13 protein-coding genes are annotated in these 15392 nt (G+C 55.7%); 7 read left to right on the top strand and 6 right to left on the bottom strand.

Going from position 1 to position 15392, the window contains the following annotated elements; all coding sequences use genetic code 11:
* Positions 1-21 precede the first annotated feature (21 nt).
* From dnaA to gyrB, 4 genes are read left to right on the top strand one after another with little or no spacing between them, the layout of a single operon-like run.
* Positions 22-1542 carry a chromosomal replication initiator protein DnaA gene (gene dnaA, locus FZF01_RS02105; protein WP_373286423.1) on the top strand — a complete coding sequence of 507 codons (1521 nt, stop codon included), beginning with the start codon at positions 22-24 and terminating at the stop codon, positions 1540-1542.
* A gap of 51 nt (positions 1543-1593) precedes the next feature.
* Positions 1594-2697 carry a DNA polymerase III subunit beta gene (dnaN, locus tag FZF01_RS02100; RefSeq protein ID WP_150276437.1) on the top strand — a complete coding sequence of 368 codons (1104 nt, stop codon included), beginning with the start codon at positions 1594-1596 and terminating at the stop codon, positions 2695-2697.
* Between the two features lie 15 nt (positions 2698-2712).
* Positions 2713-3819, top strand: a complete 1107-nt coding sequence (gene recF, locus FZF01_RS02095; RefSeq protein ID WP_150276436.1) for a DNA replication/repair protein RecF — start codon at positions 2713-2715, stop codon at positions 3817-3819.
* Between the two features lie 7 nt (positions 3820-3826).
* Entirely contained in the window at positions 3827-6241 is a 2415-nt protein-coding gene (gyrB, locus tag FZF01_RS02090; RefSeq protein WP_150276435.1) for a DNA topoisomerase (ATP-hydrolyzing) subunit B, read from the top strand.
* Positions 6242-6376: 135 nt separating this feature from the next.
* Here the strand turns inward: gyrB and FZF01_RS02085 are convergent, their stop codons facing one another.
* Genes FZF01_RS02085 through glyQ form a run of 5 tightly spaced genes read right to left on the bottom strand, consistent with a single transcriptional unit; the run spans position 6377 to position 11896 of the window.
* Positions 6377-7564, bottom strand: coding sequence for a PilT/PilU family type 4a pilus ATPase (locus FZF01_RS02085; protein WP_150276434.1), 1188 nt, complete (start codon positions 7562-7564; stop codon positions 6377-6379).
* Positions 7565-7602: 38 nt separating this feature from the next.
* On the bottom strand, positions 7603-8334 hold the full coding sequence (locus tag FZF01_RS02080; protein WP_150276433.1) for a lysophospholipid acyltransferase family protein: 732 nt from the start codon (positions 8332-8334) through the stop codon (positions 7603-7605).
* Between the two features lie 3 nt (positions 8335-8337).
* Positions 8338-8874, bottom strand: coding sequence for a D-glycero-beta-D-manno-heptose 1,7-bisphosphate 7-phosphatase (gmhB, locus tag FZF01_RS02075; protein WP_150276432.1), 537 nt, complete (start codon positions 8872-8874; stop codon positions 8338-8340).
* Positions 8875-8894: 20 nt separating this feature from the next.
* Positions 8895-10952, bottom strand: coding sequence for a glycine--tRNA ligase subunit beta (gene glyS / locus FZF01_RS02070; protein ID WP_150276431.1), 2058 nt, complete (start codon positions 10950-10952; stop codon positions 8895-8897).
* Positions 10949-11896 (bottom strand): glycine--tRNA ligase subunit alpha, encoded by a 948-nt coding sequence (gene glyQ, locus FZF01_RS02065; RefSeq protein ID WP_150276430.1) that lies wholly within the window; start codon positions 11894-11896, stop codon positions 10949-10951. The genes glyS and glyQ overlap by 4 nt, the downstream gene beginning before the upstream one ends.
* 132 nt (positions 11897-12028) lie before the next feature.
* Between glyQ and FZF01_RS02060 the strand changes: the two genes are divergently transcribed.
* From FZF01_RS02060 to FZF01_RS02050, 3 genes are all read left to right on the top strand, one after another.
* Positions 12029-12625: a DNA-3-methyladenine glycosylase I gene (locus tag FZF01_RS02060; protein ID WP_150276429.1), complete on the top strand. Its 597-nt coding sequence runs from the start codon at positions 12029-12031 to the stop codon at positions 12623-12625.
* 104 nt (positions 12626-12729) lie between these two features.
* Positions 12730-13617 carry a lysophospholipid acyltransferase gene (locus FZF01_RS02055; protein WP_150276428.1) on the top strand — a complete coding sequence of 296 codons (888 nt, stop codon included), beginning with the start codon at positions 12730-12732 and terminating at the stop codon, positions 13615-13617.
* A 28-nt stretch (positions 13618-13645) separates the two neighbouring features.
* Complete coding sequence (locus tag FZF01_RS02050) at positions 13646-13924, top strand: PilZ domain-containing protein (protein ID WP_150276427.1); 279 nt, start codon at positions 13646-13648, stop codon at positions 13922-13924.
* Positions 13925-13937: 13 nt separating this feature from the next.
* On the opposite strand, the gene FZF01_RS02045 is transcribed toward FZF01_RS02050, so the two are convergent.
* Complete coding sequence (locus FZF01_RS02045) at positions 13938-15386, bottom strand: TrkH family potassium uptake protein (RefSeq protein ID WP_150276426.1); 1449 nt, start codon at positions 15384-15386, stop codon at positions 13938-13940.
* Between the last annotated feature and the right edge of the window lie 6 nt (positions 15387-15392).

Genomic DNA, 15392 nt, shown 5'->3' with positions numbered 1-15392 from the left:
TGTCCTGTCAGACCAATAATAATGTCGTTCCAGACGGAAGGACCGGGGGAATACGTGTCGGTTGTACTCTGGCAGCAATGCATCGATTTTTTGCGTGATGAGCTACCATCCCAAGAGTTCAATACCTGGATCCGACCGTTGCAGGTTGATGGTGACCAGGCTGAGCTGAGACTTTACGCGCCTAACAGGTTCGTTCTCGACTGGGTTAACGATAAGTACCTGAACAGGGTCCAAGAGCTGCTTGATGATCTGTCTCAGGGGCAAGCGCCACTGGTATCTCTTCTTATAGGCAGCCGCAGGGCAGCCTCTGCGGCGCCTACACCGCGTGCTCAGCCGGCGCAGTCTGTGGCTGCTTCCGAAGATACCCTTCGCTCGGCAAGCGCCCCTGTGATGCCTCGCACGCAGGTTATTGCCCAGGGGTTTCAACCTGAGCAGGGTCAACGGTCAAGGATCGAGGAAGATGATCCGCGCCCGCCACAACGCGCGGATCAGGGTGGCCCTAGCTCCCCCGTTATCAAACACACCAGCTATCTGAACCGCAGCTTCACCTTTGAGAATTTTGTTGAGGGCAAGTCCAACCAGTTGGCCCGAGCTGCAGCTTGGCAGGTAGCTGATAATCCCAAACACGGCTACAACCCGTTGTTTCTTTATGGCGGAGTTGGCCTGGGCAAGACCCACCTGATGCATGCGGTCGGCAATCACCTACTCAAACGCAATCCTGCTGCCAAGATCGTTTATCTCCATTCCGAGCGTTTTGTCGCCGATATGGTTAAAGCGTTGCAGATGAATGCGATCAATGACTTCAAGCGATATTACCGCTCGGTCGATGCGTTGCTTATTGACGATATCCAGTTCTTTGCCAAGAAAGAACGTTCCCAGGAAGAGTTTTTTCACACCTTCAATGCGTTGCTTGAGGGTGGGCAACAGGTAATCCTCACCAGTGACCGTTACCCGAAAGAAATCGATGGCCTTGAAGAGCGTCTCAAATCCCGATTTGGTTGGGGGCTGACGGTTGCTGTAGAGCCACCTGAGCTGGAAACACGGGTCGCTATTCTTATGAAGAAGGCCGAGCAGTCCCGAGTGGATTTACCCCATGATGCCGCTTTTTTTATAGCCCAGCGCATTCGGTCAAACGTTCGTGAGCTGGAGGGGGCATTGAAGCGTGTTATCGCCAGCGCTCACTTCATGGGCAGGGACATCACGATCGAGTTGATTCGTGAATCGCTCAAGGACCTTCTGGCGTTACAGGACAAATTGGTCAGTATCGACAATATTCAACGCACCGTGGCCGAGTACTACAAGATCAAGGTGTCGGATGTGCTGTCCAAGCGCCGGTCCAGGTCGGTTGCCAGGCCACGCCAGGTAGCCATGGCGCTGTCCAAGGAGCTGACTAATCATAGTCTTCCTGAAATCGGCGATGCCTTTGGCGGCCGTGATCACACCACGGTACTGCACGCCACAAGAAAGATTGCCGAGCTGCGCGAGATGGATGCAGACATAAGGGAAGACTACAAAAATCTGCTGAGGACGTTGACCACTTGAGGTTGACTACCCGGTAACCGTTTTCATACTGCACGAGGTCGAAGGAAGACAATGCAATTTACCATTCAGCGTGAAGCCCTGTTGAAACCCTTGCAACTGGTAGCCGGGGTCGTGGAGCGTCGTCAGACCCTACCGGTCCTTTCGAACGTTCTGCTGGTAGTGGATGGAAACACGCTGTCGCTGACCGGCACTGACCTTGAGGTTGAGCTGGTCGGAAGGATCCAGCTGGATGAGCCTGCGGAGGCTGGTGAGATAACTGTACCCGCGCGCAAACTCATGGACATCTGCAAGTCATTACCTGACGACGTTGCCATAACGCTCAAGGTTGAAGACAACAAGGCAGTAATCAAGGCCGGCCGCAGCCGTTTTACGTTGGCTACCCTGCCCGCTTCGGATTTCCCTAATGTGGAAGAAGGTCCGGGTTCCATGACCTTCCAGGTCAACCAGAATAAATTGCGCCGTCTTATTGAGCGAACCAGTTTTGCGATGGCGCAACAGGACGTGCGGTATTACCTCAACGGCATGTTACTGGAAATCAACAAAGGACAACTGCGCGCCGTTGCCACAGATGGGCATCGTATGGCCATGTGTACTCTGGACGCAGACATTGACTATCAGGAACGCTATCAGTTGATTGTCCCGCGTAAGGGCATACTCGAACTGGCTCGGCTTCTCGGAGAAGCTGACGACATGGTCTCTATCGTATTGGGTACCCATCATATACGCGCGACTACTGGCGACTTCACTTTTACGTCCAAACTGGTTGACGGAAAATTTCCCGACTACGAACGGGTTCTGCCCCGTGGTGGTGACAAGATTGTTCTTGCTGACCGTCAGGTGTTACGCAATGCATTCAGCCGTACCGCGATTCTCTCCAACGAGAAGTACCGCGGTATTCGTTTGATGCTGAGTGATTCACTGTTGAAGATTCAGGCGAACAATCCTGAACAGGAAGAGGCCGAAGAAGATATTGCTGTTGATTATAACGGCAGTGCTCTCGAAATTGGCTTCAACGTCAGTTATCTGCTGGACGTGATGAACGTCTTGAGTAACGAGCAAGTGAAGATGATTCTTTCTGACGCCAACAGTAGTGCCTTGGTACAGGAATCCGAAACTGATGACAGTGTTTATGTTGTCATGCCGATGCGTCTGTAGGTAACTCGATACTTCATGCCCCTCAAGCGATTGTCAGTCACCGCGGTGCGTAATCTGCACCCGGTGACGATCTACCCCTCCCCACATATCAACCTCATCTACGGCGATAACGGCAGCGGCAAAACCAGCCTGCTTGAAGCTATTCATATTCTTGGCCTGGCCCGCTCATTTCGTAGCACGCGTCTGCAGCCCGTTATCCAGCATGAACATGACGCCTGCACAGTCTTTGGTGAGTTATTGCTCAATAATGGCGTGCAAACCACTATGGGGATTACACGCAGCAAGGCGGCGGATTATCAGATCCGTATTGATGGCCAAACTGTACGTAGCACGGCCCAGCTGGCAGACACCTTACCCTTGCAGTTGATTAATCCTGATAGTTTCAGGCTGCTCGAAGGTGCTCCAAAACAGCGACGTCAGTACCTCGACTGGGGTGTGTTCCACGTGGAACATCAATTTCTGAGCACCTGGCAGCGGCTGCAAAAAAGCCTCAAGCAACGGAATTCGCTGCTCCGACGTGGTAGAATTGAGCGTTCACAATTGGCTCCTTGGGAAGCGGAGCTGGTCAGTTCAAGTGAAAGAATTGATCTGTATAGGCGCGCGTACATTGCCAAGCTGAAGCCGGTATTTGAGGACGTCCTCGCCCAGCTCGTCAGCCTGGAAGATTTAACACTTAGCTATTACCGTGGCTGGGATAAAGAGCGTGATTTGCAATTGGTGCTCGACTCTCAGTTTGAGCGCGATTGTCAGTTAGGGCATACCCAGGCAGGCCCTCAGCGAGCCGATCTGAGACTACGCATCAAAGGTATGAACGCTGCCGAGGTTCTTTCCCGAGGCCAGCAAAAGCTTGTGGTATGCGCGCTGAAGATCGCCCAGGGTTACCTGCTCAAGGAGCGGGGGCGTCAACAGGATTGCATTTTTCTGGTGGATGATCTGCCCTCGGAGCTTGATGAGCATCACCGAAAAGCCCTTTGTGCATTACTTGAGGGCTTGAATTGCCAGGTATTTATTACCGGTGTAGAGGCTGAACAGCTCGCCCGGTCCTGGCAAAAAGAAACATTACTGACCATGTTCCACGTGGAACATGGACACATTGTGCAGACCGAAAGTTGTCTGGAGTGACGAGATTATGACCGAAGAAAGAGCCTACGATTCATCAAGCATCAAGGTCCTCAAGGGCCTGGATGCAGTGCGAAAACGCCCTGGCATGTACATCGGCGACACGGATGACGGTACTGGTCTGCACCATATGGTATTTGAGGTAGTAGATAACTCAATCGACGAGGCCCTTGCAGGTCACTGTACCGATATCACCATTGTGATCCATACCGACGAGTCGATCACGGTTCGGGACAATGGCCGTGGAATACCGGTGGATATGCACGAAGAGGGTGTGTCTGCAGCGGAGGTCATCATGACCGTTCTGCATGCGGGTGGTAAGTTTGACGATAACAGCTACAAGGTCTCTGGTGGTTTGCACGGCGTTGGCGTCTCGGTTGTAAACGCTCTGTCCGAGGAGCTTATTCTGACTGTTCGCCGTGCCGGTAAGGTATGGGAGCAGGTATATGTCCATGGCGTCCCTCAACACCCGCTAAAGGCTGTCGGTGATACCGAAACAACGGGCACCCAGATTCACTTCAAGCCATCAGCCGAGACCTTTACCAGCATTGGTTTCAGCTGGGATATTCTGGCCAAGCGCCTGCGTGAACTTTCTTTCCTGAACTCTGGCGTAGGTATTCACCTTTCGGATGAGCGCACGGGGAAAAAGGAACTGTTCAAGTATGAGGGTGGGTTACGTGCGTTTGTTGATTACCTCAACGTCAACAAGACCACAATCAACTCCGTTTTTCACTTCAACTTTCAACGTGAAGACGGCATCGCGGTAGAAGTAGCGATGCAGTGGAATGACAGCTTCAACGAAAGCATTCTGTGCTTCACCAACAATATTCCCCAACGTGATGGTGGAGCGCACCTTGCTGGCTTCCGTAGTGCTCTAACTCGTACGCTTAACAGCTACATCGAGCAGGAGAACCTGCTAAAAAAACTCAAGGTAAGTACGTCAGGTGATGACGCCCGTGAAGGCCTGACCGCAATTATCTCGGTCAAGGTTCCCGATCCCAAGTTTTCCTCCCAGACCAAAGACAAATTGGTCTCCTCCGAGGTCAAGACTGCTGTAGAGCAGGAAATGAATAAATCATTTTCTGATTATCTTCTCGAGCGTCCAAACGAAGCCAAGGCCGTAGTGGGTAAGATGATCGACGCCGCTCGTGCGCGTGAAGCCGCTCGTAAGGCACGTGAGATGACACGCCGTAAAGGCGCTCTGGACATTGCAGGCCTGCCCGGTAAGTTGGCTGATTGCCAGGAGAAAGATCCAGCACTCTCAGAACTGTACATAGTGGAGGGTGATTCTGCGGGCGGCTCTGCCAAACAGGGCCGCAACCGCAAGACTCAGGCAATCCTGCCACTCAAGGGCAAGATTCTCAACGTGGAAAAGGCGCGGTTCGACAAGATGCTCTCCTCCGCCGAGGTGGGCACTCTGATCACAGCCCTGGGCTGCGGTATCGGTCGTGATGAGTTCAACGTAGACAAGCTCCGGTATCACAACATCATCATCATGACCGACGCCGACGTTGACGGCTCGCACATTCGCACACTGCTACTGACCTTCTTCTTCCGGCAAATGCCATTGCTGATCGAGCGTGGTTATATCTATATAGCGCAGCCACCGCTCTACAAAATCAAGAAAGGCAAGCAGGAGCAGTACCTTAAGGACGATGAGGCTCTGGAAGAATACCTGACCCAGTCGGCCCTTGAAGACTCCTACCTGTTCGTCAACGAAGATGCCCCAGGCATCACAGGAGAAGGCCTGGAGCGTATCGTCCAGGAGTTCCGCGCGGTAATGAAGACCCTCAAGCGTCTTGCTCGCCTCTATCCACTGGAGCTGATGGAGCACTTTATCTACCTGCCTCGTCTTTCCCAGGAAAATCTGGCCGATAAGGCCTTTATGGATAACTGGGTTGCTCAATTCGAGACCATGGTCAAGACAGGCGAGAAATCCGGCCAGCAATATAACGTAAGCCTGCGTGAAGACCGCGAGCGCCACCTTTGGCTGCCCGAGGTCGAGTCTATCTCCCACGGTCTTTCCAGCTATGTGACGTTCAACCGCGACCTGTTCGCCAGTAATGATTACCGCACCATGGCCGAACTCGGCGAGAAGCTGCAGAGCCTCCTTGAAGAGGGTGCCTACATGCAGCGCGGCGAGAAGAAGAAACCGATCACCCATTTCAAGGAAGGCCTGGAATGGATGATGAGTGAGACGGCTCGTCGGCACACTATTCAGCGCTATAAGGGCTTGGGTGAGATGAACCCGGATCAGCTCTGGGAAACCACCATGGATCCCGATAGCCGTCGCATGTTGCGTGTGAACATCGAAGACGCCATCGCAGCGGATCAGATATTCAACACGCTCATGGGCGACCATGTGGAGCCCCGGCGGGAGTTCATTGAGACGAATGCCTTGGCCGTTTCGAATCTCGATGTGTAAAAATCTGTAGCTTGTTCTTGTCAAAAAAGAAACCCCCGGTAGCATCGTGCTACCGGGGGTTTCTTTTTTACTATCAGTAAGTTACGAGTGATTTCCGGCTCTGATGCAGTTTTGCCGCTTACCGTTGGCTGGTTTTCAGCGGAAATCATCCGTCAAATCAGAGTCAAACGAGGTGGACTGAGCGGGTTGAGCCGGCTTTTCTTTGAGCTCCGCCGAGTTTGGGGCGGATACAGGCTTGGCGACCGGGGTGGGCGTACTACTTGATGCCTCCATTCGGGTGCGCAGAATAAGATCGTTCCGTGAGTCTGCCAGCCGCACAGCTTCCTTGAGGGTAATGGCTTTTTCGGTAATCAATTGGAAAAGGTGCTGGTCGTACGTCTGCAGTGCCTTGTCGTCGGTCGCTCTGGACATCGCATCGCGAATATCCTGAATTTCTCCACGGGCGATCAGGTTCACGATGTAGGGTGTTCTGACCATGACCTCAACAACGGGGATCCTCGGTTTGTTAATACCTTTGGCCAAGCGTTGGCCAATGATTGCTGCCAGGTTCATCGAGATATCTCCGAGGATCTGCGGCCGCGCATCCTCGGGGAACATATTGGCCATGCGGTCCACCGCTTGTACGGTGTTGGTAGCATGCATGGTTGCCAGCACAAGGTGACCCGTTTCGCTATAGTGAAGGGCGTGCTGCATGGTTTCGCGATCACGTATTTCACCGATCATGATCACATTGGGAGCTTCGCGGAGCACGTTGTGCAAGGCATCCTTGAAGCTGTGGGTGTCGAGGCCGACTTCCCGTTGATCAATGATCGATTCCTTATGATGATGCAGGAATTCGATGGGATCTTCGATGCATACAATGTGACCGGCGCGGTTGGTGTTCCGGTAATCCAGCATGGCAGCCAGTGTCGTGGATTTGCCCGAGCCGGTTGAGCCGGTTACCAGAATCAGGCCCCGATCCAGCATGACCAGGCGTTCCAGTACGGGCGGTAAGCCCAGTTCGGCAAAACTGGGTATCTGATCGTTGATATAACGCACCACCATGGCTACTTCACCACGTTGCAAATACACGTTCGCGCGAAAACGCCCTGCACCGGCAATGCCGACAGCCAGGTTCATCTCCAGATCCCGTTCAAACTCCTGGGCCTGGCGCTCACTCATCAGCTCGTAGGCCATAGCCTTGACTGAGCCTTTGGGTAGCGGTTCTGAGCCCAGACGTACATAGGAGCCTTCACACTTGGCGGTAGGTGGCGCACCAACGCTCAGGAACAGGTCCGATCCCTTGAGTTCTGCCAGACGACGCAGATAATCATTAATACCCATAGTGAACGGTCTCCTGACAATAACTGGCAGATCTGGATTCAGTCTCGAACGACTGAAGCGAGAGCCTGATTGATCCACGCTTCGGTTTGCTTGTTGAGTTCCACAATAGCACGTGGATCCCTGCCCTTAGGATACAGCGCCGGGCCAATCATCACGCGGATAGTACCCGGTTTCTTGCCCCACCCCACCTTTGGCCAGAACTCACCGGCATTGTGTGCCACAGGTACCACCGGCGCATCGTTCATGCAGGCCAGGGCGGCGCCGCCGCGGGAAAATTTCACAGGCTCTCCGGGTAACTTGCGAGTGCCTTCGGGGAAAACCAGAATCCAGATGCCTTCAGCCAGACGTTTGCCGCCCAGTTGGCTGAGTTGCTTGAGTGAGTCCCGCCCGTTGGCCCGGTCGATAGCAATGGGTTTGGCGAGGGCAAAAGCCCAGCCAAAAAAAGGAACATAAAGAAGTTCTTTCTTGATCAACTGAGTCTGCGGACGGAATACCTGCTGCAGGAAAAACGTCTCCCAGGTGCTCTGATGGTTGGCCAGAATCACGCCAGCCCGATCGGGAATATTTTCCTGCCCCGTCACTTCGTAGCGGATGCCGACAATATGCACTGTCAGCCAGATGGCCACTCGGCTCCACCAGCCGACGATGAGGGTAAACCGCCAGCGGTAGGGCAGCCAGGGGGCTATTATCAGCATCAGCAAACCCCAGATGCCTGCGCTGATGGCCAACAGTAGATAGAACAGAACGACGCGCAGGGGCATCAGTGACATGGTTCAATTATCCAGAAGATGATCGGCCACAGCGGCCAGGTTATCGAATATACGAGTGCCATCCGGTAGCGCCTTGAGCTCGGTCTGGCTTCCCTTTCCGGTTCTTACCAGAAAGGGTTCACAACCGACGGCAACGCCGGCCTCCAGGTCACGCAGGCTGTCGCCAACAACGGGCACGCCCTCAAGTGGCAGGCAGAAATGCTCGGCAATCTGTCTGAACAATCCGCTACGGGGCTTGCGACAGTCACATAGATCGTCCGGGCCATGGGGACAGAAACGTATCAGGTCAACGCGACCACCCTGCCCAGCCACCCTTTGCTGCAAGGCGTCATGCATGAGTTGCAGGTCGTCATGGTCGAAAAACCCCCGCGCCAGACCCGATTGGTTGGTGGCTACGGCAACCAGCCAACCGGCCTTGCTCAATCTGGCGATGGCCTCGATGGAGCCCGGTATGGGTATCCATTCGTCGAGGCTCTTCACGTAAGCATCGGAGTCCTCGTTGATCACGCCATCACGGTCGAGAATGATCAGCTTATCCATGCCCTTGCCCGCTCCAGCCATCAGCTCAACAACGAGATATCAGCGACACCAAGAAACAGCCCACGGAGCTTGGCCAGCAAGGCGTAGCGATTGGCTTTTAGCTGCTCGTCATCCGCGTTCACCAGCACCTGTTCAAAGAAGCCGTCGACTGGGCCTCGCAATGATGCCAGACGCTCCAGGGCGTCGCTGTAACGTCTTTCCGTGGCCAGGGGTGCAACACGCTCTTCGGCTTCGACTATCGCCTTGGCGAGTGTCTGCTCGGCTGGCTCGGTGAGCAATGTCTGATTGATGTCAGTGCTGACCTCCGTTCCTGCCTTGCTGAGCAGGTTGGAAACCCGCTTGTTGGCAGCGGCTAGAGCCTCGGCTTCCGGCAGGCGGCGGAAATGCTGCACAGCCTGAACACGTTGATCAAAATCCAGCGGCGAGGCGGGGGCTACTGCCCTTACGGATTGATACACCGCAACATCAATCCCCTCATCCTCATAGCGGGCACGCAGACGATCAAACACAAATTCCTGCACCTGTGCGCCAAGGTCCGGTGTGGTCTTGATCTGCGAAGCATATTGCTCAACAGCTACGGTGATGGTGGCAATCAGGTCCAGCTCCAGGCGTTTCTCGATCAGAATCCGCAACACACCCAGCGCGGCCCTGCGCAGGGCGTAAGGGTCCTTGCTGCCGGTGGGCAGCATACCGATACCAAAAATGCCGACCAGGGTATCCAGCTTGTCTGCCAGTGCAACGGCAGCGCCGGTAAGGGTAGTTGGCAACTCGGCGCCTGCGCCACGGGGCATGTATTGTTCATTTAGCGCCAGCGCTACGTCTTCGGGCTCGCCGTCATGCAATGCGTAGTAATACCCGGCAATGCCCTGAAGCTCTGGAAACTCACCGACCATTTCTGTTGCCAGATCACACTTGCTCAGCAGGCCCGCGCGCCCTGCACGGCCAGCGTCGCCGCCAATCTGTGCTGCGATGTACTCTGCCAGTGCCGAGACCCGCTGGGCCTTGTCGAATACGCTGCCGAGCTGGGCCTGGAAAACGACATTGGCAAGCTGCGTATTGCGCTCAGCCAGTGGGTTCTTCTTGTCCTGGCGAAAAAAGAACTCGGCATCGGTCAGGCGTGGACGCACGACCTTTTCATTACCGGAAATGATTTGCGCCGGGTCCTTACTCTCGATGTTCGCCACGGTAATAAAACGTGGCAGCAGCTTGCCAGCGTTATCCAGCAGGCAGAAATACTTCTGGTTGTCCTGCATGGTCGAGATCAGCGCTTCCTGGGGAACGTCAAGGAAGCGCTCCTCGAAACTGCATACCAGAGGCACGGGCCATTCCACCAGTGCGGTGACCTCATCGAGCAGATCGTCAGGCATGATTGCCGTGCCCTGCTCTGCAGCCGCCAGCTCATTAACACGTGCCCGAATCATTTCCCGGCGTTCGGCAAAATCGGCAATCACGTGGGCGTCACGCATCTGTTCAACATAGCTTGCCGGCGTGCTGATGCGTACTTGATCGGGATGATGGAAGCGATGCCCCCGCGAGCTGCGATCAGCGGTCTGGGAAAGAATCTCGCCGGGGACGATCGAGTCCCCCTGGAGCATGACCAGCCACTGGGTAGGACGGACAAATTCGGTCTTGCGAGCGCCCCAGCGCATACGCTTGGGAATCGGCAGCGCAGCCAGGGCACTGTCGACGATGCCCGGCAGTAGCTGGGCGGCAGCCTGGCCTGGAATGCTCTGAACGTAACGCAGTTTGGGACCGCTGCTATCAAGGTCGGATACCGCAACTCCGCACTTGCGGGCAAAGCCTTCCGCGGCCTTGGTTGGTTTACCTTCCGCGTCAAAGGCGGCCTGTAGCGGTGGGCCATCCATCTGATTGTTGCGATCAGGCTGTTGGGTCTCGAGTGCGTCCACCAGTATTGCCAGGCGCCGGGGCGCAGCGTAATAGCGTGCTGCACTATAGCCAAGCCCAGCGTCCTGCAGACCCTTTTCGACACCACTCAGAAACGCTTCGGCCAGTCGCTTGAGGGATTTTGGGGGCAGCTCTTCGGTGCCCAGTTCAACCAGAAAATCCTGCTGCATTATTCGGCCTCCTTCAATTTGGCCAGTACTTCATCGCGCAGTTCCGCCGTCGCCATTGGAAAGCCCAGACGCGCCCTGGCCATCAGATAGCTCTGGGCAATGGCGCGTGACAACGTACGCACGCGCAGGATGTAACGCTGACGCTCGGTCACCGAAATGGCGCGGCGGGCGTCGAGCAGATTGAAGGTGTGTGAAGCCTTGATCACCATTTCATAGGCTGGCAGCGGCAGTTCGGCGGCCATCAGGCGATTGGCCTCGCTCTCGTAGAAGTCGAACAGTTCGAGCAACTTTTCGACGTTGGCGTGCTCGAAGTTGTAGGTCGATTGCTCCACTTCGTTCTGGTGGAACACGTCGCCGTAGGTCACCTTGCCGAAGGGACCATCGGAATACACCAGGTCGTACACCGAGTCTACGCCCTGCAGGTACATTGCCAGACGTTCCAGACCGTAGGTGATCTCGCCGGTAACCGGATAGCACTCGACACCACCCACTTGCTGGAAATAAGTGAACTGGGTCACTTCCATGCCGTTCAGCCATACCTCCCAGCCCAGGCCCCAGGCGCCCAGCGTTGGCGACTCCCAGTTGTCCTCGACAAAGCGCACGTCATGTACGCTGGTGTCGATGCCGATATGATTCAGCGAGTCCAGATACAGCTCCTGCATATCAGCCGGATTGGGCTTGAGCACGACCTGGAACTGGTAATAATGCTGCAGGCGATTGGGGTTTTCGCCATAGCGCCCGTCACCTGGACGACGGCTTGGCTGGACGTAGGCGGCGTGCCAGGCTTCGGGGCCGATCGCACGCAGGAAGGTGGCCGTGTGGAAGGTGCCGGCACCCATTTCCATATCGTAGGGCTGGAGCAGTACACAGCCCTTTTCGGCCCAGTAACTTTGCAGGGCAAGGATCAATCCTTGGAAGCTTTGGGTGGCTGGGTTGGTCTGAGTCACGTTGTCTGTCCGATTTGGCATTTTAAGAAAGGGCGCAGTATACAATCAGACGGGCCTGTACATACAGGAGTGCAGCCGCCGCGTGGCGTAACTTCACTGTCTGACCACGTGTTGCAAGCCCAGGGAGTGAGTATGAATTCAGAAAAAGCGCCCACCAGAGCGGTGCAACACCGATGCGCATGGTGCTCGGATGACCCGATATACCAGCGTTACCATGACGCGGAATGGGGCGTGCCGGAGTACGACGCCCAGCGGCTGTTCGAAAAACTGCTGCTTGATGGTTTTCAGGCCGGTCTGTCATGGATCACCGTGCTGAAAAAGCGCGACCGCTACCGTCAGGTGTACCAGGGGTTCGACCCCCAGTTCATGGCGCAACAGAGTGAAGATGACCTGCTTGAGCTACTTGAAGATCCGGGGATCATCCGCAACCGCCTGAAAGTTCGGGGTGCACGGCAGAATGCCCAGGCCTGGTTGCGGCTTGCCGAACAGACCGACCCGGGTGAATGGCTTTGGGCTTTTGTTGGCGGCGCACCTCGAATCAACGCGTTTGCCAATATCAGTGAGGTGCCGGTAACGACCGATCAGGCTCAGGCGATGAGCAAGGCATTGAAGCGGGCCGGCTTCACCTTTGTCGGGCCAACTATCTGTTATGCCTTTATGCAGGCCACCGGCATGGTGATGGACCACACCAGGGATTGCTTCCGTTATTGCGAGCTGGCCGGGGCCTGAAACCCACCGGGCGCTGGCCCTGTTCGCCTGCAAAGCGGACTCAGGTGCTTATTGCCTTCAGGTTTATGCGGCTACAATACAATTTTCTCTCAAGCGAGGTATCTGTGGAGCGGTTCAAGGGCGCAATCATCGTTGGTTTTCTCAGGTTGTTTTCCCTGCTGCCATTCAAGCTGGCTCAGGGCCTGGGCGCCGCAGCCGGATGGCTGCTGTGGAAGCTCCCCAATCGCTCGAAAGAGGTGGTGCGCATCAATTTGACCCACTGCATGCCGGAAATGGCTGAAACCGACCGCCAACAGTTGATACGCCAAACTCTGCTGGATACAGGCCGCAGCTTCGCTGAAAGCGCCTGCGCCTGGATGTGGAAGCCCGAGCGCACTGTCAGGCTGGTGACCGAAGTGGAAGGCGCTCAATTGCTGCATGGAGCGCTCGAGGCGGGCAAAGCGGTAGTGGCTATCACCAGCCACCTGGGCAACTGGGAAGTGCTCAATCACTGGTTTTGTTCGCAATGCTCACCGGTCATCTTCTTTCGACCCCCCAAACAGCCCGCTGTGGACGAGCTGTTGCGCAGTCAGCGCGCGCAACTGGGTAATCGGGTAGCGCCCTCGACACGGGAAGGCATCGCGATGATCATGCGGGAGGTGCGCCGTGGCGGTGTGGTGGGCATTCCAGCCGATCCTGAACCTGCGGTTAAGAGCGGCGAGTTTGTGCCCTTTTTTGCGGTGTCTGCGCTAACCAGCAAATTCGTTCCCAATCTCCTGCGGGGTGGCGATGCACAGGCTCTGTTCATGCACTGTGTGCGCCTGCCCGGTGGCCGCGGGTTCAAAGTGATTGTGGAAGCCGCGCCCGATGCCCTTTACAGTAGCGATGTCACCGAGGCGACTGCCTGCATGAGCGCAATGATTGAGAGCTATGTGCGGCGCTGGCCCAGCCAGTACATGTGGAGCATGAAGCGTTTCAAGAAACGCCCGCCGGGTGAGAAAAAATGGTACTGACCTTGCAGTCATAAGACAGGATTAGAACATGTCAAATCAGCGGCAGCACCCGCGTACCCCGATGAAATGCAGAATCCGGATAAGCCATCCGGACATCGGTGATGTGTACGGACAGACCCGGGATCTTTCAGATGGTGGTGTGTTCGTTGAAAATCCGGACCTTGCCGCTCTGGCCGCAGGCACCATCGTTGAGGGTCAGGTGCAGGATATGCCCATCGAGGCCCCGATCCTGAAGATGATCATCCAGCGCCGTATTGCCGGCGAAGGTGCCGGTCTGGCATTTGTGGATGATGAAGAGGACCTGTGATGGTCCTCCTGTTTCAACGGGCCCAGAACATCGGAGTAAACAGGACCAGCAGGGTAAACACTTCAAGACGCCCGAGTAGCATGGCAAAGCTGAGAATCCATTTCACCGTAGCGCTCAACTCACCGTAGTGGGTTGAAACCTCGCCAAGACCCGGGCCCAGGTTATTCATGCAGGCTGCCAGGGCCGAAAAGGCGGTAACAAAATCCAGCCCGGTGCTCAGTAGAATCAGAAACAGCACCGCAAACGCGAACACATAAACGGCACAGAACCCCCAGACCGCTTCCACGACCCGGTCGGGTACGGGCTTGTTGCCGAGTTTGACCGGAAAGACCCCGTGGGGGTGGATCAGCTTCTTGGTCTCTCGGGTGCCCTGTTTGTAGAGCAGTAGCACGCGAATCACCTTCATCCCGCCACCAGTCGAGCCGGCACTGGCACCGATAAAGCTTGCATAGAGCAGCAGGAAAGGCAGAACCGTTGGCCAGGCGGAAAAGTCAGTCACCCCGAAGCCTGTGGTGGTCGCTATCGATACCGTCTGGAAGGCGGCAAAGCGGATCGACGTCCAGATGTCGTAGGTCTGAAAGTGGATCAGCACCACGCAGCAGGCAATAAAGAGCGCGCCAAGAATCAGCACATAGGCCCGGCATTCCGGATCGAGCCAATAGTTGGCAATCGAGCGGAACCGCCAAGCAAGGAAATGCAGTGCAAAGTTGATCCCGGAGATGAACATGAAGACGATACAGATGAATTCGATCAGGGCACTGTCGAAGTAACCAATGCTCGCGTCATGAGTCGAGAAGCCGCCGATGGCTACTGTCGAAAAAGCGTGGCTCACCGCATCAAACAACGTCATACCTGCGGCCCAGTAGGCCAGAGCGCAGGCTAGTGTCAGGCCGGCGTAGATGTACCAGAGTACTTTCGCTGTCTCGGCAATCCGCGGCGTGAGCTTGTTCTCCTTTAGCGGTCCGGGCATTTCAGCGCGATACAGTTGCATGCCGCCAACCCCGAGCATCGGCAGTATGGCCACGGCCAGCACGATGATCCCCATGCCTCCGAACCACTGAAGTTGCTGACGGTAGAACAAGAGCGAGCGCGGTAGCGTATCCAGGCCAGTGATAACGGTGGCCCCGGTGGTGGTTAGCCCCGAGAAGGATTCAAACACCGAGTCGGCAATGGTCAGTTCCGGCATTTCGAGCAAATACAGCGGCACTGCCCCGAACAACCCCAGAACCAGCCAGAACATCACCACAATCAAGTAGCCATCCCGGATGCGCAGTTCATTGCGCTGATGACGTGCGGGTATCCATATCAGCAGACCAGCTAACGCAGTGATCGCAAATGCCACGACGAAGGCCTCTAGCGCCTGTTCGCCGTAATACAGGCCGACCGCCGCCGCCGGCAGCATGCTGGTGGAAAACAGCATGAGCAGTATGCCGAGAATGCGCTGGATCTGGGTGTACTGCATGCGGCG

It is taken from the genome of Halopseudomonas salina, from assembly GCF_008641105.1.
Note: the sequence above shows the minus strand (reverse complement) of the source record. Positions and strands in the feature narration are given on the sequence as shown.

What these genes read in the sequence shown, in the direction of transcription:
- dnaA (WP_373286423.1), top strand. Translation starts at nt 22, where the DNA reads ATGTCGTTCCAGACGGAAGGACCGGGGGAATACGTGTCGGTTGTACTC.
- dnaN (WP_150276437.1), top strand. Translation starts at nt 1,594, where the DNA reads ATGCAATTTACCATTCAGCGTGAAGCCCTGTTGAAACCCTTGCAACTG.
- recF (WP_150276436.1), top strand. Translation starts at nt 2,713, where the DNA reads ATGCCCCTCAAGCGATTGTCAGTCACCGCGGTGCGTAATCTGCACCCG.
- gyrB (WP_150276435.1), top strand. Translation starts at nt 3,827, where the DNA reads ATGACCGAAGAAAGAGCCTACGATTCATCAAGCATCAAGGTCCTCAAG.
- FZF01_RS02085 (WP_150276434.1), bottom strand. Translation starts at nt 7,564, where the DNA reads ATGGGTATTAATGATTATCTGCGTCGTCTGGCAGAACTCAAGGGATCG.
- FZF01_RS02080 (WP_150276433.1), bottom strand. Translation starts at nt 8,334, where the DNA reads ATGTCACTGATGCCCCTGCGCGTCGTTCTGTTCTATCTACTGTTGGCC.
- gmhB (WP_150276432.1), bottom strand. Translation starts at nt 8,874, where the DNA reads ATGGATAAGCTGATCATTCTCGACCGTGATGGCGTGATCAACGAGGAC.
- FZF01_RS02060 (WP_150276429.1), top strand. Translation starts at nt 12,029, where the DNA reads ATGAATTCAGAAAAAGCGCCCACCAGAGCGGTGCAACACCGATGCGCA.
- FZF01_RS02050 (WP_150276427.1), top strand. Translation starts at nt 13,646, where the DNA reads ATGTCAAATCAGCGGCAGCACCCGCGTACCCCGATGAAATGCAGAATC.
- FZF01_RS02045 (WP_150276426.1), bottom strand. Translation starts at nt 15,386, where the DNA reads ATGCAGTACACCCAGATCCAGCGCATTCTCGGCATACTGCTCATGCTG.